14 protein-coding genes are annotated in these 24,849 nt (G+C 44.8%); 4 read left to right on the top strand and 10 right to left on the bottom strand.

Going from position 1 to position 24,849, the window contains the following annotated elements:
- Window positions 1–3: 3 nt before the first annotated feature.
- Complete coding sequence (locus QNI24_RS10860) at window positions 4–567, bottom strand: LemA family protein (RefSeq protein ID WP_267177154.1); 564 nt, start codon at window positions 565–567, stop codon at window positions 4–6.
- Window positions 568–581: 14 nt separating this feature from the next.
- On the opposite strand from QNI24_RS10860, the gene QNI24_RS10855 reads away from it, so the two are divergent.
- A complete protein-coding gene (locus tag QNI24_RS10855; protein ID WP_267177153.1) occupies window positions 582–755 on the top strand; it encodes a hypothetical protein in 174 nt (57 codons plus the stop codon).
- A 335-nt stretch (window positions 756–1,090) separates the two neighbouring features.
- On the opposite strand, the gene QNI24_RS10850 is transcribed toward QNI24_RS10855, so the two are convergent.
- Complete coding sequence (locus QNI24_RS10850) at window positions 1,091–2,545, bottom strand: WS/DGAT/MGAT family O-acyltransferase (RefSeq protein ID WP_283708710.1); 1,455 nt, start codon at window positions 2,543–2,545, stop codon at window positions 1,091–1,093.
- An 80-nt stretch (window positions 2,546–2,625) separates the two neighbouring features.
- Here QNI24_RS10850 and QNI24_RS10845 point away from each other — a divergent pair, with 80 nt between their 5' ends.
- On the top strand, window positions 2,626–3,810 hold the full coding sequence (locus tag QNI24_RS10845; protein WP_267177151.1) for a serine/threonine protein kinase: 1,185 nt from the start codon (window positions 2,626–2,628) through the stop codon (window positions 3,808–3,810).
- Window positions 3,811–3,882: 72 nt separating this feature from the next.
- On the opposite strand, the gene QNI24_RS10840 is transcribed toward QNI24_RS10845, so the two are convergent.
- The 6 genes from QNI24_RS10840 to carA all read right to left on the bottom strand — a co-directional run bounded on the left by QNI24_RS10840 (window position 3,883) and on the right by carA (window position 18,393).
- Window positions 3,883–5,862, bottom strand: a complete 1,980-nt coding sequence (locus QNI24_RS10840; protein ID WP_283708709.1) for a caspase family protein — start codon at window positions 5,860–5,862, stop codon at window positions 3,883–3,885.
- A 22-nt stretch (window positions 5,863–5,884) separates the two neighbouring features.
- Window positions 5,885–11,572, bottom strand: a complete 5,688-nt coding sequence (locus QNI24_RS10835) for an autotransporter domain-containing protein (protein WP_267177149.1) — start codon at window positions 11,570–11,572, stop codon at window positions 5,885–5,887.
- A gap of 211 nt (window positions 11,573–11,783) precedes the next feature.
- Window positions 11,784–13,514 carry a single-stranded-DNA-specific exonuclease RecJ gene (recJ, locus tag QNI24_RS10830; protein ID WP_267177148.1) on the bottom strand — a complete coding sequence of 577 codons (1,731 nt, stop codon included), beginning with the start codon at window positions 13,512–13,514 and terminating at the stop codon, window positions 11,784–11,786.
- Between the two features lie 15 nt (window positions 13,515–13,529).
- A complete protein-coding gene (greA, locus tag QNI24_RS10825; protein WP_267177147.1) occupies window positions 13,530–14,006 on the bottom strand; it encodes a transcription elongation factor GreA in 477 nt (158 codons plus the stop codon).
- A 9-nt stretch (window positions 14,007–14,015) separates the two neighbouring features.
- On the bottom strand, window positions 14,016–17,228 hold the full coding sequence (carB, locus tag QNI24_RS10820) for a carbamoyl-phosphate synthase large subunit (RefSeq protein ID WP_267177146.1): 3,213 nt from the start codon (window positions 17,226–17,228) through the stop codon (window positions 14,016–14,018).
- On the bottom strand, window positions 17,221–18,393 hold the full coding sequence (gene carA, locus QNI24_RS10815) for a glutamine-hydrolyzing carbamoyl-phosphate synthase small subunit (RefSeq protein WP_267177145.1): 1,173 nt from the start codon (window positions 18,391–18,393) through the stop codon (window positions 17,221–17,223). The genes carB and carA overlap by 8 nt, the downstream gene beginning before the upstream one ends.
- 134 nt (window positions 18,394–18,527) lie before the next feature.
- On the opposite strand from carA, the gene QNI24_RS10810 reads away from it, so the two are divergent.
- Window positions 18,528–19,652 (top strand): Card1-like endonuclease domain-containing protein, encoded by a 1,125-nt coding sequence (locus QNI24_RS10810; protein WP_267177144.1) that lies wholly within the window; start codon window positions 18,528–18,530, stop codon window positions 19,650–19,652.
- Window positions 19,653–19,661: 9 nt separating this feature from the next.
- A complete protein-coding gene (locus QNI24_RS10805) occupies window positions 19,662–20,687 on the top strand; it encodes a threonine aldolase family protein (RefSeq protein ID WP_267177143.1) in 1,026 nt (341 codons plus the stop codon).
- A 20-nt stretch (window positions 20,688–20,707) separates the two neighbouring features.
- On the opposite strand, the gene QNI24_RS10800 is transcribed toward QNI24_RS10805, so the two are convergent.
- Together QNI24_RS10800 and parE are read right to left on the bottom strand one after the other, a co-directional pair.
- Complete coding sequence (locus tag QNI24_RS10800) at window positions 20,708–22,843, bottom strand: putative bifunctional diguanylate cyclase/phosphodiesterase (protein WP_267177142.1); 2,136 nt, start codon at window positions 22,841–22,843, stop codon at window positions 20,708–20,710.
- A gap of 121 nt (window positions 22,844–22,964) precedes the next feature.
- Window positions 22,965–24,848, bottom strand: a complete 1,884-nt coding sequence (gene parE / locus QNI24_RS10795) for a DNA topoisomerase IV subunit B (protein WP_267177141.1) — start codon at window positions 24,846–24,848, stop codon at window positions 22,965–22,967.
- Window position 24,849 lies beyond the last annotated feature (1 nt).

Below are 24,849 nucleotides of genomic sequence, written 5' to 3'. Positions count from 1 at the left end.
AGTTTAAAACTTAACTTCAGGATTTTCAGCGTGTTTTGGGTTATCCAGTTCAAAGAACTCGGCCTCTAGAAAGTTGTATTTATTGGCGATGATACTGGATGGAAATGACTGTACAGCGGTGTTGTATTCTCGTACCGCACCATTGTAGTAACGGCGTGCATACTGAATGTCATCTTCAATTTTTTGCAATTGTTGTTGGAGGTCGATGAAGTTGGTGTTGGCTTTCAAATCTGGGTAAGCTTCCACTTGCACCATTAAACCAGACAAGGCCTGTGATAGTTTTTGTTCATCCTGACTTTGTTGGCCTGGGGTGTGAGGGCCGCGCGCTGCATTTCTCAAGTTGATGACCTTTTGCAAAGTGTCCTGCTCATGTTCAGCGTACTTCTTTACCACATTAACCAGGTTTGGAATCAAGTCATGACGTAGTTTCAATTGCACATCAATACCACTCCAGCCATCCTCGACATGGTTGCGCTTTTTGACCAGGCGGTTGAACAGGGTGACGCCCCAAAAGGCAGCTGCACCGATGATCAATAACAAAAACAACAATAAATTGGGTCCACGCATTAGTCTACTCTCCTATGAATCTTACCAATCATTATAACGAAAACAATCACTTACCGATAGTGCCAGAAGTGATGCATGCCACCATTGCAGTTCCTCAAAAGTTTATTCATCCGGTTAAGTTAATTGCAGGTGTCAACAAAATCAATACAACAATCAAGGTCAACAAACCACTGAAGATACCGGCGTAAAACCATTCAGCGTTATCCTCATCAAGAGTGACTGACTTATTGAGGGTGAATGGGGGGTTTAGCACGATTAAAGCTGAATAGCCTGATAACCAAAGCGCCTGTTGAATATAATATGATGTATACAAAAATTTCAATCAAAGCAAAAAACAAAAATTCAATCAACAAAGCAACCATCAATCTAAACACATAGGTATTGAATCATTTTATGATAGCATTATGACAAGGGGGTTTTTAAGTGCCAAAAGTGATGACTCACATCAGGCCAATCTGCTTTGAAAAAGTTTGATACAAGCGATTATAACAATGTATCAGTCGTGCTATTTACAGCAAGTCAATCAGATGAATTCATCAAACAAATCAGCATGTACTTCACCATCCCACGGGTGCAGCATCATCAATTCACGCAAGCGCGCAAACTGTTCTGGGAAGCGTACGATCACTTGATGCGGCTGTGGCACTGACTTTTTATCCACAATCAAGCCAAATTCAACTTGGTCGTTGTAGGATAAAATACTGATACCCATGCCAATGGTGCCATTTTGGGGTACCCAGAACATGGTCTTTTCGACCTTACAACCAGCAATATACAACGGCACGGCTGGGCCCGGTACATTGGTCAGTACCGCTGTGGCTTTTTTGGAAAATTGATTCAGCAACATGGTTTGCACCGCTTGGGGCATCAAACCAATCAAGCTCAACAAGCCTAAGGACATCAATGCTTGTTTGGATTTTTTCAATTCGTTCATTTCATGGTGAACATAGGCCAAACGCTGTAATGGGTTTTCTTCGAATATAGGCAAGTTTAAAAACACCAGCCCGAAATGGTTACCCAGTTCTTTGGCGTGCTTCAGCGGCCTTAAATTCACTGGTACCGTGGCGCGAATGACTTTTTTATTGGGGTCGTCGCCCCGTTCAATCATATATTCTCGCAAAGCTCCGGCCAAACTTGATATAAGCACATCATTTACAGTGGTTCCGGTGGCTTTGGCAATGGCTTTAACCTCGGGCAATGGAATCGACTGTGCCCATGCCACCCGTTTGCGGGTGCACAACTCTGATTTATAAACTGTTTCAGGATCATCACTCAAGGTCAATGCGGTGAACAGCTCTTCAGCTATATCAATGGTGTCACCAACCCCTTTTTCGAGCAATGAAGGGTCTTGTAGAATTTTTTTACCTAATTCTGAAACATCACCTGCCAATTTAAGCGAATGAACAAATTGTTTTTTTGCTGGGTTGATGACTTGTTTTAACAAGCCCAAATTTTGGTGCTTTTCTTTTTTACTGCCATCACCATTGAACTCTAAACTGCTTTCGCGACTGGTACTGGTCATCGACAACAGCACTTGTATCAAGGCAATGCCATCGGCATAACAATGGTGGATGCGGGAGACAACAACTGGTCCTTTTTCATAGTTTTCGACAATATGAAATGACCACAAAGGCTTGTTTTTATCCAAGGGTGTTGAGGCCAAATTACTGACATAATCTTGTAATTCTGTGTAGTCGGCTTTGCCAGGCAGTGCCACACGACGCACATGGGCTGCCATATCAAAATATTTATCGTCTTGCCAATAAGATCCACTGGCTGACTGATGAGCCAACTGTTTAAAACGGCGGTAAGTTAAAAACTTTTTCTCTAAAGCCTCGGTAAATACGGCCAAATCGGGCATCTGATCTAAGAACATCAAACCAGTGATCATCATCAAGTTATGTGGCGACTCCATGCGCAGCCAAGCTGTATCGACCTTTCGCATGGCTTCTTTCTTGTTGCTGGCTTCATGGAACATAGAGAATTTTTTTTCGTTTTAATTTATCTGTCCTTCATTATAATAGAATCCATGAATAAATATAGTACCCTCTTACGCTAATGGATGATTCATTTAACATCAACATCCCCAATTTCACCTTAGGTAAAGAAATTGGACGCGGTGGTATGGCACGGGTTTTTTTGGGTGAGCAGTTGGAACCCAAAAGAAAAGTAGCGATAAAAATCGTTACACCACAAGGCAATGATCCGAAAATACTGGAAGACCTACAAAAAGAAGGCGACACTGTGGCCCAATTTTCTCATCCCAATATCGTCACGGTATTTGCTTGTGGGGTGATTGAACAAAACTACTATTTAGCCATGGAAATTCTTGGTGGTGGGGATTTAAAGCAAAAAATCGAGTCTGGCATCACCGAATTAGAAGCGTTTAACATCATGTTAGACATGGCCAAAGCACTGGAACATGCCCACAAGCGCGGCACCCTACATCGTGACATCAAGCCTGAGAATATTTTGTTTCATGAAGATGGCCAAGCCGTGTTGGTTGATTTTGGCATCGCCAAAGCGCAGAACACAGTCAGTGAATTCACCCGTGTCGGCGCGGTGGTTGGCACCCCGCACTACATGAGTCCAGAGCGTGCATTGGGTAAAGAAATCGATGAACGCTCTGACATTTATGCCTTGGGTGTGGTGCTGTATGAAATGTTAATGGGTAAAAAAGTATTTGATGGCGGCGATACATTTGCCATCAGCTATGCCCACGTGCACGAACCGGTACCAGATTTACCTGAGGAGAAAGCAAAATACCAAACACTGCTCAATAAATTACTGGCGAAAAATCCAGATGACCGCTTTCAGACCAGTACCCAGCTGGTCGCTCAACTGAAAAAGTATTTGCGGCGTTTAAAACCAGTCACTGATACCACCCACTCTTTTGCACCGATGCCTGAGTTGGCTGCGATGAAAAAGAAAAGCAGTCCATTGCCCTTCATTATCACTGGTGTGGTTATCGTTCTGACGGTGTTGGCAGGTATGTGGTTCATGGATAGACAACAGGCCATAGAGATCAATCAAACCACTCTGACACGCGAGCAACAAGTTGAAATGTCAAATAAATTGGGTGCTGCCAGTGGTCAATTTAATATGGGTAATTTTGATTTGGCAGAAGAACTCTACGAAACAGTCTTGGTTGAGTTTGATTGCAAAGATGAGGAAGCCAGAAATCGCATGAAAACCCTCAATAAAGTTAAATTCGATCAAATTGTGGCCTCTTGTGACGATTGAAGCAATAGTTAGACACAAAAAAGCGGCCCTCAGGCCGCCCTTCTGTCTCATTTTCACTCGGTCAACTGGTACTTAGATACTGGCGGGCAAGAAATAAAATTCACTGCCTTCATGCCCTGCATGTTTAACAGCTGTGTATTCTGGAATTTGTTGAATGCCAGATAATTTGGAGCGCAATTTGACTTGTTGTTCCAAGGCTTGATACAGCCTATAGCCTTCCATCACCCCATCGTTTTCTCTCAGCACATCCAGTAAGGCTGAGGCAAAAATGGAATGACCATCGCCGCCACTGTCCAGCACTGGCTGCAAACCACCTGAAGTCAGCACGGTTCTGGCTTTCACCCGAGAGGTGAACAAAATATCATTTTCAGCCACATCCTCAGGAAATGGGCGTATTGCTGAGCCTGACATGGTGCCTGAGTAGCATGAATCGGCGATTACCATGACGTGTTTGGCGTTCATGCTGGACATGAATTCACTGATGACTTTATTCGGTATCCAAGTTGATTTATCACTCATGCTGGCGTCGGTTGGAATCCAGTAGCCGTTTTGGCGCTTATCAATCAAGCCATGACCAGCATAGTAAACCACCAAGTTATCCAGTTTACCCAGTTCTTGTTGGTAGTCAGCCAATGCCTGTACAATCTCCAAGTGTGTCGCATTTTCAAGTACTTGGGTTTTGTAGCCGTAGGTTTTACTTAGCACGGCAGCCACTTCTCTGGCGTCATTCAGCGCTGTGCCTAAATTTTCTAAATCAGCGTATTCGTTGTTACCAATCACCAAGGCATGGTATTCGCCCAAATCTTTTTTGAAGCGTTTGGTGAACAAATCACTCAAGTAACGAGGTTTAATCTGTTCGAGAATTTGTCTGACCAAGACAAACCGCTCAGATGATTTGGTGCCATCCTTTTTGACAGCCTCAATACTGACCGGTGTGTCATCATTATCAATCAAAGGTACATCAACACTGAACAAACCTGTGTCAGTGAGTTTTTCAATGATGTCTTGTGAGTTAAAAGTCAATGCCGCCACCTCTGAAGGTGGATTAACTGATGCCAGAATCGATACCGATGTGTCTTTGTCATTAGGAATGGGTATGCTTCTGATGCCCCTGGTCAAAAGAATATCTGGTGTGATCACATTGACCCCAAAATCATTGTTTACCATCGCCACTTCTTGACCGTTATCAGCGGCAATTTTTTGCACCAAAGTAGAGGCCAATTCTTTGGTCTCTTGGTTTTGACTGGTCAGGTCTTTGACTTGTTGTTCCAAAGCTGCAATTTGTTCTTTTACCGCGGTGTTGTTTTGGTTGTCTCTGAGTTCAGCCTGTAGACGCATCAGTTCTTTGTTGGCTGTTTCGATGTAGTCTTGGGTTTTTTGGTAGTTATTATTCACCTCGGCCAATTCATGGCGTAAATTAGCGACTTCTCGTTGTAACTTGATGCGCTGGGATTCTTGTTCACGGCGCTCTCTGAGTTGTTGTTCAGTCACCAATTCAAGCTTGGCCTCATCAGCCACGCCGGCAGCTTGCCGATAGAGATTGATGGCTTTGATTGAATCTTGGGGCACACCCAAGCCTTTTTCATACAGGTTACCCAGATTCAACTGAGCTTTTGAAAAGCCTTGGTCTGCAGCCTGTTGGTACCATTGTGCCGCTGACTGATAATCTGGCGTGCCATTGATGCCACGCTCAAACAACTCACCCATGAAATTTTGTGCAGTGGCATCACCACCATCGGCCTGTTCTTTCCACACCTTGGCCACTGTGACGAAATTAGACTCATCATACGCCACATATTCACCACCGCGCAGTGCACATTCCTTGGCGGTTAGTTTGGCCGGTTTACGTGGCGGGATGTAGGTGAAGTTTTGTCCCAACTGTCGAATTTGTGGCGGCAACAAACAATCAACAATATACAGCTGATCGGGTGTAATCTGTCCTTCTTTCACTTCAGTCACTTTTTTGGAGCGCTTGGCTTCTGCGGGTGTGATAGCCAATGGTGAGATTACCAGCGATGCCATCGCCAAATAAACCACGGGTAATTTAATCATAACGTTTTTCATATTTTCACCTTTAAAACTCAAATCTGGCACCGATGTTGATGGTGCCTCTTGTAAATCCATCTAACCCAAATATACTGCGATAGTTGATGTATGCTTGTTTGCCATTGGCACCAATAAACACCAAACCGATACCGGCTGAACCGAATGTACGGTCTGGCTCGTCGGTACCGATGAAAAAGATTTCATCATCAGGTGCATCGATGAACCTGGCTTCAAGCAAACCACCGTCATTTTCAGTTTCACGACTGAAATTGAAATCGAATTGTGGAGAAATGATGCCATTTTTTAAACTGATGGCCTTGGACACACTGGCACCCACTGACCAAACCATGCTGGTCACTTCTTGTTCCCCAAAAGCAAAGTTAAAGCCACCTGCACCAGTTTCTTGGAATGCATCGATGGTGGTTTTTACATAGCGCATGGAGGCGTTGGGTGTGATGACCCAGGAGTTCTTATTGAAATGATAACCGGCACTCATTGCCACTGAGTATTGATCGGCATCGGTATCGCCACTGGCAACCCGATCAATGACTATCTCATCAACACTGAAATTAATGCGACGTTTTTGTTCAAAATCCGGGTTACCGTAACTGAGCCTGCCATCGACATAGAAATTATCTCTGAGGTAGAAAGAGCCATAACCAGTCAAGGTAAAGCCAGTTGATTGCATCTCAGCTTCACCCTCAATTTCAGAATCAAAATTAGCGTAACCCAAAGCCAAACCAGCCACTTTGGTTGCACTGAAGCGATAATCAACACCAGCTGTCAGGCCAAAAGTATCAAAATCAAAGCCCAGTTCACGGCCGGTGGCGTCACGTTCACCCATAGATATACTGCCATTAACGAAGAAACCCCACGGCGATACAAAGTCATTGATGTTGCTGACTGCTTGTTGTTCTTCTTCTGACTGATTCAAATAAGCCAACATACCCAGTGGTAAGGATTCATTGCCGTAGCGGGCATTAAGACCAGCAACGCTGAAGCCTGAGCCTCCGCCACCACGCAATTGTGCTAAGCGCGAACCGACGTTTCGGAACTGTGAGGTGATGATTTCAGCAGCCGAGTTAGACTGCGCTGCCACCTCATTGGGGGTTAATTCTTCCATAGCATTGATAATATCTGCGCCATTTTCTGGAGTGGCATCTTCAATGAACTCCTCACACAGACCCTCAATGGCACTGAAATAACTGCGCGCACAATAGCTGGATACATTGCGGATGGATTGAATCACAGTCTCACTGGCTGAAGAGCCCACTGCTGTTTGGAAACGGCTGAATATTTCATCTTCAGTTGGGGTGCGTGTCACCTCATTGGTAAAGCCAATGATGTTATTGCCAGGTTGGCTATCCATTGCATCAGATGAGATGTTGGCATTGAAAACCAGAGGCTGTGACTGTTGCACCACTTGTTGGGTACTGACCCTTAAATCGATCATTGAGCTCATGCCCACCGTGAACTCACCCGGGAACGAACAGATAAAATTATTCCCTGAAGCTTGGCAAGCCCAACCACTGGTATTTAAAAACTGAAGCGAATCAACCAATCCCGATAAACCACCTTCTATGCGGGCATTGATTGCTCTGTCAGGGCCCATATTCATGGCGTTGAAACTCAGCTCAAACACATCACCCTGTTGAACTGCTTGGTTACTGACAGATAATGCCAAACCCAAATCGGCTTGCAGGTTTTCCACTGAAGTTACGGTTATTTCGTTGTTACTGATGTTGTTGCTGGCATCAGGGTCGATGGCATCAGAACTGACTTCAAAGGTGTTCAGTAATACCCCTTCAAAACCATTCATGAAACTGCCTTCAAGCCGCACAGTGCTGGACGCCTCAGATGCCAGGCTGACAATGTCACACTGCAAAGAAGTAGCCAATAAAACACACTCTGCACCGTTGCTAACTTCGACAGATTCAGCAATAAATCCGTTGGGTAAAGCATTGAATAAACTCACATTTTCAGCCGTATCAGGACCAAAATTTTGAATATTGATAGTCCAAACCAATTGATCAGTGCTTAACACGTCATTGCCACTGACAATCACATCCAATGCCAAGTCAGCCCGTGCTGCACCACCGGTACCGACCGCCACATTGATGTTTGCTGTGCTGCTGTTATTAGCTGGATTGTCATCGTTGTTGACTACCAATGTCGCCGTATTACTGATCAAACCAGCTGAATCTGGCGCCACCAACTCAAAGGTTAACTGTGTGCTTTGATTACTTTCTAAAGTTCCTGAAAAATCACAACTAATCACTGCAGTACCAGCACAATTCCAATTAGTTCCAACTGCTCGCTGGAACACCACTCCCTGTGGTAGTTCATCTGTCACGGAGAATCCGCTTTGTGGGTTTTGGCCCAGGTTGGTAACTTCTAATTGAATATCAAAAGGGTTATTGGTTTCAACTTGTGTGGCAGATACTGTTTGCGACAAAGCCAAATCATTTTCAATATCTGATTGCACCACAGTGGTGGTGGTGACTGACTTACCAATGCCATCTGCGGTGACTGAGACGTTACCACTGACTAAGGAACCGGCTTGTTGTGCCACCAAGGTGACTTCAGCTTGAACCAAAGTATTGGTGGCCAATGGGTCACTGTTACTGCATTGATAAGCATTTGAAATTTCATTACAGACAAATCCAGGGACAACTAATCCAGTAACGGTTGCGCTGTCTGAGTTCGCATAGGCCAAATTAACATCAACCAAGTCAAAATTGCCGGTGTTGTTTAAACTAATCAGGTGCTTGAATGGTGTACCCACTTGTACTTCACCTGGGTTGCTTTGAATGTTCAGAGCAAAATCACTGGTACTGAAAGCGACCGTTAAACTGGCATTGACATCTGCTGGTAATTCATTGGCTGATAGCGTGCTGTTCAGTTGATACGTCTGATTGGCCTGAGGGATGGGTGCAGTGGCCTCAATGTTAAGACTGGTCGATGACGCACTGGCTAAAGTAGCAGTTAAGGTGCAAGTCAGTGTGCCTGCGTTTTCATTACAAGCCCATCCATCATTGGTAATAAAGCCATTGTAAGTAAAGCCTGTTGGCAGCTGACTCACCAATTGTAAGCCATTCAAATCAACTGTTCCGTTATTTTCGATCAACAGTCCAAACTCAACATCACCCTCAGGATCTACTGGACTTGGATTCTGGCTCAAGTTCAAAGCTGCCTGTGGATTTAACAACCCAACAGTGACTTGATCAATCACTTGCGGCCCAATATTATCGGCGTTGACTTCCATCTGGTTGGTGATGGAGGTGATGGAGGTGTTGTTGGTGGCAACCACCTCAACCACGATTTGTGCAGTGGCACCAGCGGCCAAGACAGTATCCAACACACAATCCACATCACTATTACCAAAATCTCCAGCCCTGACTTGCACCGCATTACAAGTCCAACCATTAGATAATACGTTCACCAAGCTGACTTCGGCTGGCAATGTGTCTGTGACTTGCACATTAACCGCATCATTGAATCCCGTATTTTCAACCACTAACAAATACTCAAAGTTTTGTCCGTATCCTACTTGTGTCACCGCCAATCCTGCAACCTGAGCTGTTTTTGTGGCGGAAACTGTGGTTAATGAAGGCCCTGTGACAATCACCGTAGGTGCTGTGGCGCTGTTGTTATTGGTAACACCATCGGCATCAACAACCGTTTCAGCAGTGGCGGTGTTATTGATGTTGTTACTGGCAACTGCCGCTGTCACATTGACATCAATGGTCACCGTTTCACCTGGCGGGAACGGCGCTCCACCTGTGTTGCAAGTTAACAAACCACCATTGTTGGCACCATCATGGTTACAATTGATATTGGTGCCCAATGCTGTGCCAACAATAAATGAGTCATAAGAAAGTTCGTTCGGCAACTGGTCAGATATTTCCACATCAGTCGGGCTGGCTGTCGAAGGCACAGGGTTATTAATCGTCAGCACGTAAGTAAAGGTATCACCGACGGCGAAATTGGTACCGCTGACTGTTTTATTGATGCTGAAATCAGCGACCGCGGCGTTAATAAAAAAGAAGGCTGAGGCGGTGTCGTTCGTTGGATTTGAATCAAAGTCACTGGTGATGGAAGCATCAGCTTGAGAGGAAGTTGCAGGTGTTGGCGCATCAGCTACCGCCGTAATTTCAAACAGTGTATTGGTGCCAATTGGCAAAGCATTGCCTTGAGAATCACAGGTAACTACGCCACCAGCGGGCGAACCATCATGGACACAATTGAACCCGATGCCGGAAGTTTCTTGGGCATTGACAAAAACTGACTCAGGTGACAGAACCACAGATAATTCAGCATTTTCAGGTGCTGCATTAGATGTGACTGGATTGTGTAGCGTCAGATCATGAGTGATTAAATCTCCAACCAAATAATTGGCTGAATCAGTGGTCATGGTTATGTCCAAATCAGCCACAGGAGCAATGATATTAAAAAACACTGCTGAGGTGTTATCTGATGGGTTACTATCCAAAAAAGTACTGGAGGCTGTATTGGTCACACCTGCACCAATGGGGCCATCGGCGGTGACAATGATACTGACACCGTCTTGACTGGCAGTGACCGGTAAATTGGGCGCATTACAACTGACGGTATTATTGGCAAAACTACAGGTAAAATTGGGACCCAATTCGCTGTGGCTTTGGTATGTAACTCCAACCGGTAAGGCATCGACGATATCGACATTACTGGCCACTCCTGCACCGGTATTGTTGACATCAATGATGTATTCCAACTGCTCACCTTGAATAATTTGCGTGAGGTTACCGACAACACTTTTAACCACCTCAATTTCCGCTGAACCAGCGGTGATGATTTCAATCGGGTATTGGAAAGTATTGTTGCTGGGGTCACTGTCGCCCAGCACATTGAACATACTTACGCCCACCGCATTGTTGATGGTGGCAGGGACTGGCACATTATCTGGTACTGGAATGGTTAAATTAATCACACTGGCTGTGAATGGATCAAAAATTGCTGCGTAATCACAAATCACTTGTCCGGTGACAGCGAAACAACTCCATGCAGGATCTGAGGAAGTTGCTGAAGCTGGGTTGGCAAATTGTGGGTCTAAATCAGGGCTGATATCAAATGTAACTGTAGTTTGATCACCCTCTGCCAACGGTCCCAGGTTTCTGATTTCAAAATCCATGGTTTGGGTGCCGCTTCCCGCTGGGTATTGGATGGGCTGTGTGGGATTCAATAAAGTCACTTGAAAGTCTAAGGCACCACCGGCCGTATATTCTAAATCTACAAAAAGGCTGTTATTGGATAAATCAGAATCTTGCCCACTTTGATCATTGATGTTTACCGAAAATGCCGGAGCCAAGTCGAAATCCCCTGGCTGGATAATAACACCGAGATCAATAAAAACAGGAGTGAATGGGTCAAAACTAGTCGGTAATAAATCACAAACCATGCTGTCACCATTTGGATTGCAGTTAAAATCTCCGGTATTGACGCTGCTGAAATCAAAACTGGGGTCAACAAACATGTCTTTGGTGAATGTCACGGTTACACCACCACTGGCACTGTTCGGACCAAAATTATCAAATTCATAAGTGATGAAGTTTTCTTGTCCATCACCTGAAAATTGGTACAGCGTGTCACTGGTCACTATAGACAAATCCGTCTGCGCCCAAGCTTGCACACCTAAAAACACACCCAAGACCGTTAAAAATAACCTTAACCCTTTCATATCCCTTCTCTCTTTTGATGCCTATGCTGGCAGTTAATTGCAATTAAACTATAGATTATTTTGGCTTTGAAACCATTAATTTTCAATGAAATAAGTTCTTTATTAAAGAATTTGTGGCGTAAATCACAAAAATTCAGTAATAAATAATGTTTGCTTTAGGATCAAGCGAACCAGCAAAAGGCGGAAAATGATTGAGACTCTGAAAAGGTGACTATTGAATGACGTGATCTATCTTCAGCTGTAAACTGCGTCGGTTGCGAAACTCATTGACCATCATTTGATAACAGACATGGATGTTTTTGCCCTCTTGACTGAAGTCATTGGGATGCTTGTTAAAAGCAATGGCTGCAATTTGCTTCTCTAAATTAGTGGTCTGCAGTGTCAGTTTGGTGTGGTTGTCACCAACCAATTGTTTTTTCTTGATAATGAACCAGTCATCAAATACCGGTTGATCAAAGCGCTGACCCCAAGGGCCAGCTGCTTGTATCAGTTCAGCGGTGCGCAAACGCAAATCGTCCACATCCACAGCGCCATCAGAATAAATGGTTTGCTCCAAACTCGATTCGTCCAAGTGTTGATTGACCATTGCTGTGAATAGATTTTTAAAAGTGTTCAGGTTTTCGCATGCCAAAGTCAAACCAGCGGCCATGGCATGGCCTCCAAATTTTTTGATTAAACCCGGGTGGTTGGCATCAATATCAACCAGTACATCACGAATATGCAATCCCTTTATGCTCCTGGCTGAACCTTTGACCCATTTGGATGTGGCACTTTCTTTGGCAAAAGCAATCACCGGTCGGTGGGTGTATTCTTTGACTTTTGAAGCCAGTAAGCCCACCACGCCTTGGTGCCAGTTTTCATGGTACAAACAAATCGCTTCAGGTAACTCATCTTGTTGTTTTAATTCATCAACCACCGAATCAGCAAACCGTTGCATGTCTGCTTGAATGGTTTTCCGCTGTTGGTTAATCGCTTGTAGCTCATGCGCCAAGCCCTTGGCCTCTTTGGCATCATCTGTCAGTAATAAATTGATGCCGATGCTCATGTCCTCCAGGCGACCGGCGGCATTCAGTCTTGGGGCCACGTAAAAGGCCAGCGCATCTGCATCAGCACTGGGCTGCTGCACACCAGCCACAGCAAACAAGGCATTGATGCCAAGACAACAGCGCTGTTGTTTGATGCGCTGTAACCCAGCATCTACCAAAATGCGGTTATTTTTATCCAACGGCACCAAATCAGCCACTGTACCGAGTGCCACCAAATCTAAAAATTGAACCAAGTTCGGGGGCTTCAGTTGCCTCTGTTCAAACCAATTATCAGCAAGCAAGGTGGCTTTGACAGCCGTCATCAAATAAAACGCGACACCGACACCTGCCAGTGATTTACTCGGAAATTCATCACCAGCACAGTTCGGGTTTACTATGGCGTCAGCTGGTGGTAATTGTTCGGGCGGTAAATGGTGGTCAGTGATAATGACATTCATACCCAGTGATTTGGCTTGACTCACACCATAAAAAGAAGAAATACCATTATCAACGGTAATCACCAGCTCAGCCTGCTGTTGTGCCAGGACTTCGACCAGTTCAACGGTCAGGCCATACCCAAACTCGAAACGATTGGGCACCACAAAGTCTACATACTGGGCACCCATCAAGCGCAGTGCACGCATCACCAAAGCCGTGGAAGTGGCCCCATCGGCATCAAAGTCACCCACAATCACTATGCGCTGTTGCTGTTTGATGGCGCTGTAGATGAGTTCAGCAGCGGCATCAATGCCCTTGAAACCATGGGGTGCTTGGAGGTTTTTAAGACGGTAATCAACTTCAGAGAAATCGACTATACCTCGGGCCAAATAAATCCTTTGTATCAGGTGGTGTAAATGTTCACCACCTAACAGCTTGTTTTGGGGAACAGTTCTTCTGACCACTTTGGCTTGGGTCATGACCTGCTCATAGAATTAAATGTATTGAATCGATTCAATGAAGTAGATTTTATCACCACCTGGGGCTTGTACCTCAACTTCATCGTCTTCACTTTTACCAATCAAGGCACGGGCTATGGGAGATGAGATAGAAATTTTACCGGCATCAATGTCGGCTTCAGCATCACCCACAATCTGATAAGTCACATGATCACCTGAATCTTCTTCTTCCAATACCACCGTGGCACCAAAAACAACCTTGTCACCCACATTTAACTCAGTCACATCAATGACTTGGGCATTGCCAATCAGGCCTTCTAGTTCAGCAATGCGGCCTTCAGTGAATGATTGTTGTTCTCGGGCTGCATGGTATTCTGCATTTTCTTTCAGGTCACCATGAGCGCGAGCCTCAGCCACAGCATCAATGACCTTAGGACGCTCTTCGGTCTTCAGTCTTTTCAGTTCAGCTTTCAGTTGCTCAGCACCTTTTTTGGTGATTGGATCTCTGTTCATGGTGTTTTCCTATTGTTCGTGTAACTCTTTCAATGAGTATATTTCTTGTTGATTTAAATAATCATAAGCAGCAATTGTAGCAGCAGCACCAGCAATGGTGGTGGTGTAGTTGATGCTTTGCTTCAGTGCTTCCTTACGGATGGAAGCCGAATCAGCAATGGCTTGCGCACCCTCTGTGGTGTTGATGATGAAATGAATTTCCTTGGATTTTATTTTATCAACGATGTGCGGACGACCTTCTATCACCTTATTCACACTTTCACAAAACAAACCAGCATTCCTCAACAACTGACAAGTACCATGTGTGGCCACCAACTCGAAATTCAACTCTCGAAGCTGTTTTGCCAACGGAATTAACTTCTCTTTATCAGCCTCTCTGACACTGACAAAAGCCTTACCACTTCTGGGCATATCCACACTGGCCGCCAGTTTTGATGAGGCTACAGCTGCACCAAATGTCTTACCAATGCCCATCACTTCACCCGTTGAGCGCATTTCAGGACCTAAAATTGGATCAACACCAGGGAATTTAACAAACGGAAAAACCGGTTCTTTGATTGAATAATGGTTCAAATCCAATCGCTCAGTCACACCCTGCTCTTTTAAACCAATGCCAGCCATACACAAAGCGGCTATTTTAGCCAACGGTAAGCCTGAAGCTTTTGAAACGAAAGGCACCGTTCTTGAGGCTCGAGGATTGACCTCCAAAATGTAGATGTCCTCACCTTGAATGGCAAATTGGGTATTCATTAAACCCACCACATTGAGTTCTTTGGCCATTAATTCACACTGACGAGCCAACTCTTTTTGGGTTTCAAGCGACAGCGTAAAAGGTGGGATACAACAAGCTGAATCACCCGAGTGCACCCCGGCTTGTTCGATGTGTTCCATGATGCCACCCACCATAAAGTCTTGACCATCACAAATCACATCAACATCCACTTCAATGGCGTGATCTAAAAAGCGATCGAGTAACACCGGTGAATCATTGGATACTTGCACCGCTTCATTCATGTAGCGCTTAAGCTCCTGCTGGGAATGCACCACCTCCATCGCTCTTCCACCCAAAACATAAGAAGGTCTGACCACCAAAGGGAAACCAATATCCTCTGCAACAGCAATCGCTGCTTCAGCAGAGGTGACTGTACCATTGGGCGGTTGCTTCAAGTTCAGCTTGTCCAGCATGGCTTTGAACTGTTCGCGGTCCTCGGCTTTGTCGATACACTCAGGTGATGAACCAATGATGGGTACACCTGCTTGTTCCAGGGCGTTGGCTAGGTTCAACGGGGTTTGTCCGCCATATTGAACAATCACCCCCTTTGGCTGCTCAACTTGAACAATTTCCAGTACATCTTCCAGCGTCAATGACTCAAAGTACAGCCGGTCTGAGGTATCGTAATCGGTAGATACTGTCTCTGGGTTGCAGTTAACCATGATGGTTTCAAACCCCGCTTCTTTCAAAGCCAACGATGCATGCACACAACAGTAATCAAATTCAATGCCTTGGCCGATTCGATTGGGTCCACCACCAAGTATCATGATTTTGTCCTTATCTGTGGGGTTGGCCTCACAGTGTTGTTCATAAGTTGAATAGAAATAAGCGGTGGGAGCCTCGAATTCAGCGGCGCATGAGTCGACGCGTTTAAATACCGGTTTTATATCGTTGCTGTGACGGAAGTAACGCACAGCCTGCTCACTGCAATTCAAAATTTCAGCCAACCTAACATCTGCAAAACCCTCACGTTTCAGCTGCCGCATTTGAGCAGCATCTAAGTCGCCCAGTTGACATCCTTCAAGAGCCAGTTCTAACTGCACCAAGTGTTCAATCTGGTTTAAAAACCACGGGTCAATTCTTGAAATTTGATGTATTTCTTCACTGCTCATACCTTGTCTGAAACCATCGGCAACATAAAACAGCCTTTCCGATGAAGGTTCACGAATTTCTTTGACTAAATCAAAACCAGCTTGTATTTGTTTATCAGTGACCACCGGATCCAGACCTGACTTACCTGTTTCCAAACCACGCAAAGCTTTTTGTAATGATTCATTGAAAGTACGACCAATGGCCATCACTTCACCAACAGATTTCATTTGGGTACTGAGTCGATCGATGCTGTTATTGAATTTCTCAAAAGCGAAACGCGGTATTTTGGTCACCACGTAATCAATGGTTGGCTCAAAAGAAGCCGGGGTGGCACCACCAGTGATTTCATTCTGTAATTCATCCAAGGTATAACCAATGGCCAGCTTGGCTGCCACTTTAGCAATGGGAAAGCCAGTGGCTTTTGAAGCCAAAGCTGAAGACCTAGAGACCCTTGGGTTCATCTCAATCACAATCAAGCGACCATCAGCTGGGTTGACAGAAAATTGGACGTTGGAACCACCGGTCTCAACGCCAATTTTACGCAATACAGCCAGTGAAGCATCACGCATCACTTGGTATTCTTTATCGGTCAAGGTTTGGGCAGGAGCCACGGTGATTGAATCACCTGTGTGGACACCCATGGGGTCTAAATTTTCAATCGAGCAAATGATGATGCAGTTATCCGCTTTATCGCGCACAACCTCCATTTCGTATTCTTTCCAGCCCAACAGCGATTCTTCCAATAAAACCTCCGTGGTGGGCGATAATTTCAAACCCTCAGCGGTGATTTCCTCAAATTCCTCTAAGTTATAAGCAATGCCACCACCGGTGCCACCGAGGGTGAATGAGGGACGAATAATCACTGGATAGCCGATGTCTTTTTGCGCCATCCTGGCCTCATCCATGTCATGTACGATGAAAGACTTGGCACATTCCAGCCCGATGTCTTCCATGGCCACGCGAAATTGTTCACGGTCCTCTGCCATATCGATGGCTTCTCTGGATGCACCAATCATCTCGACGCCGAATTTCTGCAACACCCCTTGGCTGACCAAATCCAATGAACAGTTCAAAGCGGTTTGACCACCCATGGTAGGTAGCAAGGCATCAGGTTTTTCAATTTCTATGATCTTGGCTACGGTTTGCCAGTTGATGGGCTGAATGTAGATGCTGTCAGCCGTTTCTGGGTCAGTCATGATGGTGGCTGGGTTGGAGTTGACCAAAATCACTCGATAACCTTCGTCTTTCAGCGCTTTACATGCTTGGGTGCCAGAATAATCAAACTCACAAGCTTGTCCTATCACTATGGGTCCAGCACCCAACACCAAAATACTCTTAATATCTGTGCGTTTAGCCATGAGCCTGCTCCTTCATTTGGGTGATAAAAGGTTGAAACAACTGCTTGGCCTCATGGGGTCCAGGACTGGCTTCCGGGTGACCTTGAAAACCATAAGCGGCCAGTGTTTTGTGTTTAACGCCTTGGATACTGCCGTCGAACAGTGAGCGGTGCGTCACTTCTAGGCTATCCGGCAATTGCGTTTCTGCTACCGCAAAGTTGTGATTCTGACTGGTAATTAAGACCGTTTTATCGGTGCAGTTTTCAACAGGGTGATTGGCGCCATGGTGACCAAATTTCATTTTACTGGTTTTTGCACCCAGGGCCAGGGCCAAGATTTGATGGCCCAAACAAATGCCAAACAGTGGCATTTTCTCCGCTAAAAATTGTTGGCAAGCTGAAATGGCATAATCACAGGCCGCTGGATCTCCGGGCCCGTTGGATAAAAACACCCCATCAGGATTCATCGCCAACACGGATTCAGCTGGCGTTTGCGCCGGCACTACAGTCAGATCACAACCCAATTCTTTCAATATTCTGAGGATGTTGTGCTTGACGCCAAAATCATAACAAACCACTTTCAGCTGATCGCTCTGTGGGTGCTTGAAGGCATTTTTCTTTAAATTAAATGTGCCCTCTTGCCACTCATAAGGTTGCCTACAAGTGACTTCTTTGGCCAGGTCCTTGCCTTCTAAACCAGCAAAGTCTTGAGCCAGTTCAATCGCGCGTTGCTCATCTAGGTCTTCACCACTCATGATGCAGCCATTCAGAGAACCGTTTTGGCGCAATAAATTGGTTAATGCGCGGGTATCTAAGTCACTGATTGCAACCACACCATGTTCTTTGAGGTAGGCGTTCAAATCTTGTTGATCGCGCCAATTACTGGCCAATGCGGGATAATCGCGGATGATCAAACCTTTGGCATGAACTGATTTGGATTCGTTATCTGCTGGGTTGGTACCGGTATTACCAATGTGCGGATAAGTCAAAGTCACCATCTGATCGGCATACGATGGGTCAGATAAGATTTCTTGGTATCCGGTCATTGCGGTATTGAATACCACTTCGGCGACTGTGGTACCGGTGGCACCCAGGGCCATGCCATGAAATATGCTGCCATCCGCTAAGGCCAAAATGGCGCTGTTGGGCTGACTTCGGGGAAATAATAATTGCTGTAGTTTAGACACTTTGCTCAACTCTTAAAGGCGTAAAAAAAGCTGGCGCTAACCAACTTTTTACTGTTATCGAATTGAAAGCGAATTTTAACTCAATAGCCGCAGAAACACCACAACACTTACAGCTTTTTTCATATAATAATGCCATGCAAATTCATTTGGCAATCTTCCACCCCAAACATGCAGGCATTTTAAGTGCGGCACTGACATTAGGTGCAGAAAAAGTGATCCTGCTTTATCACCCACAAGATGACATCAGTGGCCTGAAGTCAGCGATACAGGCCCGCGGCATCAAGTGTGAAGATGGACTGATCGACTTTGATACCCAGTTGGCTCGTGAGCATTTTGCTCAGTTGATTGAAACACATCAACAACATGACATCATTTTTAACGCCTCCAGCGGCTACAATAAATTGGTGCTATTGGCCTTTGAGCAGTTTACTAATTTCGGTTATCCTGTTTTTTTGGTGGATAAATTCACCGATGAGTTGCATTGGCTGAATGAAAAACACACCCACAAAGACATTCACCTCTCACATGAAATCAAATTGAAAGAGTACTTGAAATCTTTCAACACACAAATCATTGACAGTGGACAAACCTCACCTGAAGACAAAGCATCCAGAGAGTTAACCCAGTGGATAGTTTCACAACTCGGTCAAGCCGACCGCGCTATTGGTAGCATCAATTACATGGCGATGAGTGCCGATATCAATCACCGCTATACCTTGCAACAAAACGATTTTAAAAACCACCATTTACAGCAACTATTGGATCATTTTGCTGCCGCTGGCAAACTGACCATACGTGGTAAGAAAATCAAATTCACCGATGATGCCAGTCGATTTTACTGCAATGGTGGCTGGCTGGAGAATCATGTTTTCGCCTTACTATATGGCATGCGCAAGCAGCGTCCTCAACTGGCCGACTTGGCCAAAGGGATGACCGTGGTAAGAGACCAAGGTAAAGTTCGCAATGAAATCGATGTGGCAGCCATATGTCACAATCGCTTGCACATCATTGAATGTAAAACCCGGCGATTTGGTAACAGCAAAGCTGACAAATCCGCTGCCAACACCGCAATTTATCGACTGGATACCATCAAGTCACTGGCCGGCGGGCATTCCGGTAAAGCCATGCTAGTCAGTTACCAACCACTGAACAAATACACGCTTTCCAGGGCCAAAGATTTGGGTATATACTGTTGCTCGCACACCCAATTAAAGCAACTGGAACGGCACCTTTTTAAATTCATTGACCAAACCAACTAAAATACCAACATGAACTTTCGCAGCGATAACGAAGCCCCAATACACCAAGAAATCCTCAATGCCATCATCGAAGCCAATGCAGGTTTTGAAGAATCTTACGGCTATGATAAATTCAGTGATCATTTCACTGAGCAGTGCCAACAATTGTTTCAGTGCTGGTGTGAAGTATTACCCCTGACAACCGGTACAGCCGCTAATTCAATTGCCATGACCTTGGCCTGCCCGCCCTATGGCTCAATCTTATGTCATGAACATGCACACCTCAATGCCGATGAATGCGGCGCACCAGAATTTTTCACCGGTGGTGCCAAATTGATTCCTATCAAAGGCGATCATGGCAAAATCGACTTGAATGCGCTTGATAACTACTTGTCTCATACTGGCGTTCATGGCGAACATGAGTCACTACCCAGCGTCATCAGTATCACCCAATGCAGTGAAGCTGGAACCGTTTACTCTCTGGCTGAACTTGAACAACTCAAAGCCATCAAACAAAAATACAATCTGACATTGCATATGGATGGTGCACGTTTTGCCAATGCTTTGTGTTCTCTGGGTTGCGATGTGGCTGAAATGACTTGGAAATCTGGTATTGACATGTTGTCCTTCGGTGCCACTAAAAACGGCGCGATGATGGCCGAGGCATTGATTGTATTCAACCCACACCTGACCAAAGAAATCAAAAGACTGCGCAAGAGAAGCGGACATTTGATCAGCAAAATGCGCTTTGTCAGTGCCCAACTCAATGCCTATCTAAAGGATGACTTGTGGTTAAAAATGGCGCAACATGCCAATGACATGGCACAACATTTCCACCAAACCACCAATGCCAAAGTAAAATTCATTCATCCAGTTGAGGCCAATGAGGTATTCTGTCAGTTACCAGTTACTGTGATTGAACAATTGCGCATTGAAGGCTTTGAGTTTCATGTTTGGCCTGGCTCAACTGACATCATCAGATTGGTTTTCTCACATGCCACAAATGCAGAGGATGTCAATCGGTTGGCGCAGTCAATTATGCAACAAATTGATTAACTGGCAGGCTTGATGAGCACCTATTCAGAGGCCAGTTGGTAAAAGTCATAAAACTTCATGGCTTTTCTGAAATAGTAACCTTGGCCTTGGTCACATGATTCAGCACTGAGGAGCTCGATTTGCGCCTCATTTTCAACCCCTTCAGCAACAGTGGTGATATTGAGGTTTTGACCCATAGCAATCATGGTCTTCACCAGTTCCAAATCATCTTTGTCTGAATCTATGTCTTGAATGAAAGACTTATCAATTTTTAAGATATCTACTTGAAAGTTTTTCAAATAAGAAAGCGATGAGTAACCTGTACCGAAATCATCAATGGCAATGGCAATACCCATTTCTTTTAATCTATCCAAAATGAAGCGGCTGTTTTCTACGTTTTGAATCAAAGTTTGTTCGGTCAACTCCAACTCTAAATTTTTAGCTGGAAACTGCGTTTTTTTCAAAACTTTCTGTAAATTCACCAAAAAATCTGGATGTTCAAGTTGTTTGGCAGAGACATTGAAGGACATGAACAGCTTGGGTTGATGCTGTAACAATTTTCCAAACTGCTTACAACATCGACTCAGCATCTTCCATGATACCGGAATAATCAGTGAGGTTTCTTCCAACAATTCAATAAACCCGGCTGGCTCCTCCACTTGTCCATCGGACTTGTTCCATCTGATCAGCGCCTCTGCACCTATTATCTGCTTGCTGGCCAGATCATAACGTGGCTGATAATACATCTCAAACTCATCTTGTTCATGGGCTGTATGCAGTTTAGATATCAGCTGTATGCGGTCTTTGGCCTTTTGCTCGATTTCAGAATCATAAATCGCAAATGTGTTGCGTCCTTTGTCTTTGGCCCGATAAAGTGCGGCATCAGCATGCGACAGTAATTCGGTGACATTGGCACCATGTTGTGGAAAAAATGCCACGCCCACACTACCCGTTAACCTGATCAGATGTTCGCCTATCTCAATTGGATATTCTAGAGACTTCAAAAACCTTTCAACCAGTTTCTCAACATCAGAAACACTCATCTCTCCGGGTAAGTAAACAATGAATTCGTCGCCTCCCATGCGAGCAATGACATCGTCATGCCTGAACACGCGATTAAAAAGTACAGGCAATTTTTTCAACATCTCATCACCCACCGCGTGACCTAAGGTATCGTTGATGTCTTTGAAGTGATCCAAGTCAATGAACAAAACAGTGAACTGCTGTTTTGAAGTTTTAGAATAATTTACCCTGGCTTTGATGAAGTTGGTGATGTAGTGACGATTGGGCAGATGGGTTAAAGTGTCATGGTTGGCAAGATACTCTAACTCAAATTGAATTTTTTCTTTTTCACTGATTTCATTGGCTAATTTTAATGACTCTTTTTTGGCCTTCTGTTGAGAACGCAATGTGAGCATAAACAACAGCGCAATGATGGCACCAGCGAAAGCAATGAAATACGGCATAGGAGAGATAATTAAGTCCAATGAGCTGTTGGTTGGATAAACTTTAAACAACCAGCTGTCACTGTCTGTGTCCATATTTAATTCAAAATATTCGAGTTGTGAATAATCATCTAAATCAGGACCATTGGCATATACCACGTCTTTACCTGAATAGACTTTGGTGTAATGCCCGACTGTAACTGGGTCACCGAGAATGTTATCAAGATACTTATCAACCAACACACCAATCACGTAAAAACCATTGAACGAGTCAGCATCCCCAATCGGTTGAAAAATATAAACTATTACTTGGTCTTTAAAACTGTAAGTTTGAGATATTTCGGCTTGACCTGATTCCCGGGTTTGTACCAGCTTCAGGATAATATCGGGATCACTGATGATCTCATTGATCTGCTTTTGATGGGCAGAATCCCGTGGCTCAGACCAGACGATTTCATATTCTGAGTCAATTAACCAGAAGTATTCTGCACCCACGGTGCGAGCCAAAAAGTCTTTGGCGTTTAACCGCCAAAGGGGTTGATTATCCGACATCTCTGCAGTACAACGCGCGCTGGTTGCTTTGATGTCTGAAAACAAATCTAAAGTACTGTTTACAACTTTGATTTCGGTGCTCTCAGCTTGACCCTTTAAAATCTGATCAAGCACCTTATCTTGGGAACGATGAACATAGACTGCAATGACTATAGCAATCAGCAAGAGACTCAAAGACATAAAAACTATCCTTGTTTTTGGGTTTTGCGATTTTAATTGACTGTTTTCAGTCAAAATGATTCCCTCTTAAAATGATGATGACAGCTTATCATGTGAATATTAGCAACACAAACTATATCAATTAGATAACAGCCAGGTCGCCCTTTTCTTGCAACCATGATTTCCTTTCACTGGCTCTTTTCTTGGCCAGCAGCATATCCATGATACTGTGGGTATCATCACCGGCAGAGACCGAAAGTTGTAACAGCCTCCGGGTATCTGGTGCAATCGCACTTTCTCTGAGTTGTGAAGGGTTCATTTCACCCAAACCTTTAAAGCGCGTGACACTGACTTTACCTTTTAATTTGTCTTTCTCAATTTTATTGAGGATTTGGTCACGCTCACTTTGGTCCACAGCATAAAACTTTTTCTTACCCACATCAATGCGAAACAAGGGTGGCATCGCGACAAATATGTGCCCGGCCCTAACCACCGGTTCAAAATGCCTCAAAAACAAGGCACACAGCAGCGTAGCAATGTGCAAACCATCTGAATCGGCATCAGCTAAAATAATGATTTTCCCATAGCGCAAACCAGACAAATCTGTGCTACCGGGGTCGACCCCCATAGCCACTGCCAAATCATGTACTTCTTGGGACGCCATGACTTGAGTCGATTCCACTTCCCATGAATTCAATATTTTACCGCGCAACGGCATGATTGCTTGAAACTCGCGGTCGCGAGCTTGTTTGGCAGAGCCTCCTGCAGAATCACCCTCCACCAAAAACAACTCACCCAACATCGGATCTTGTGAACTGCAGTCAGCAAGCTTACCCGGCAGCGCAGGTCCTGCTGTGACTTTTTTGCGCACCACTTGTTTGGCTTTGCGTAAACGATTTTGGGCATTATTAATGGCTATCATGGCAATTTGCTCGCCATCAGCCACATTTTGACTTAACCACAACACCAAAGCATCTTTGATGGTATTGGAAACATACGAGGCGATTGAACGAGATGATAAGCGCTCTTTAGTCTGACCAGAAAACTGTGGATCTTTCATCTTAGTGGACAGCACATAGCTGACCCGATCCCAGACATCATCCGGTGCCAACTTCAACCCCCTGGGCAACAGGTTGTGGCTGTCGGCAAAATCTCTGATGGCCTCAGTCAAGCCAGTACGCAGGCCATTCACATGGGTCCCCCCTTGGGCGGTTGGAATCAAGTTCACATAACTTTCAGTGACCAGCTCACCTTGTGGTACCCAAGTAAGAGCCCAATCAACCGCAAACTCCTCGTCTTGTTGTGCGCCAATAAATCCGGCTGCAGGCAACATCACCTCGGCATCAATCTCATCAATCAAATATTCTTGTAACCCATCCTCAAACTGCCAAGATTCATTGCTGTCATCTAAATGACTTTTAAAATCAACGCGCAATCCTGAACACAGAACGGCTTTGGCTTTGAGTAAATGCTTGAGTTTTTTAATCCCCACCTTGATGCTGTCGAAATACTCAGGGGCTGGGGTAAATTGTACGCGGGTTCCAGTGTTGCGCTGCCCTACTTGACCGACCACTTTAAGTTCTGAAACTTTTTCACCATGTTCAAAGGCAATGTGGTGTTCTTTGCCATCGCGTTTTATCCAAACATCTAAGCGCTGACTCAAGGCATTAACCACCGATACACCCACGCCATGAAGACCACCAGAAAAAGTGTAGTTTTTATTCGAAAACTTACCACCAGCGTGCAACTTACACAAAATCAATTCCACGCCTGATACACCATGCTCTGCATGTACATCAACCGGCATCCCGCGACCATCATCTGCCACTTCGATGCTACCATCTTGGTGCAAAACCACACTGATTTTACTGGCATGACCTTCAAGTGCTTCATCCACAGAGTTATCTATCACCTCTTGAATCAGGTGATTGGGACGATTGGTTTCGGTGTACATACCTGGACGTCTTTTGACCGGATCCAGGCCTGATAAGACCTCAATGTCTGAAGATTGATAGGTTTTTGTCATA

It is taken from the genome of Marinicella marina (genome assembly GCF_030065545.1).
Lineage (GTDB): Bacteria > Pseudomonadota > Gammaproteobacteria > Xanthomonadales > Marinicellaceae > Marinicella > Marinicella marina.
Note: the sequence above shows the minus strand (reverse complement) of the source record. Positions and strands in the feature narration are given on the sequence as shown.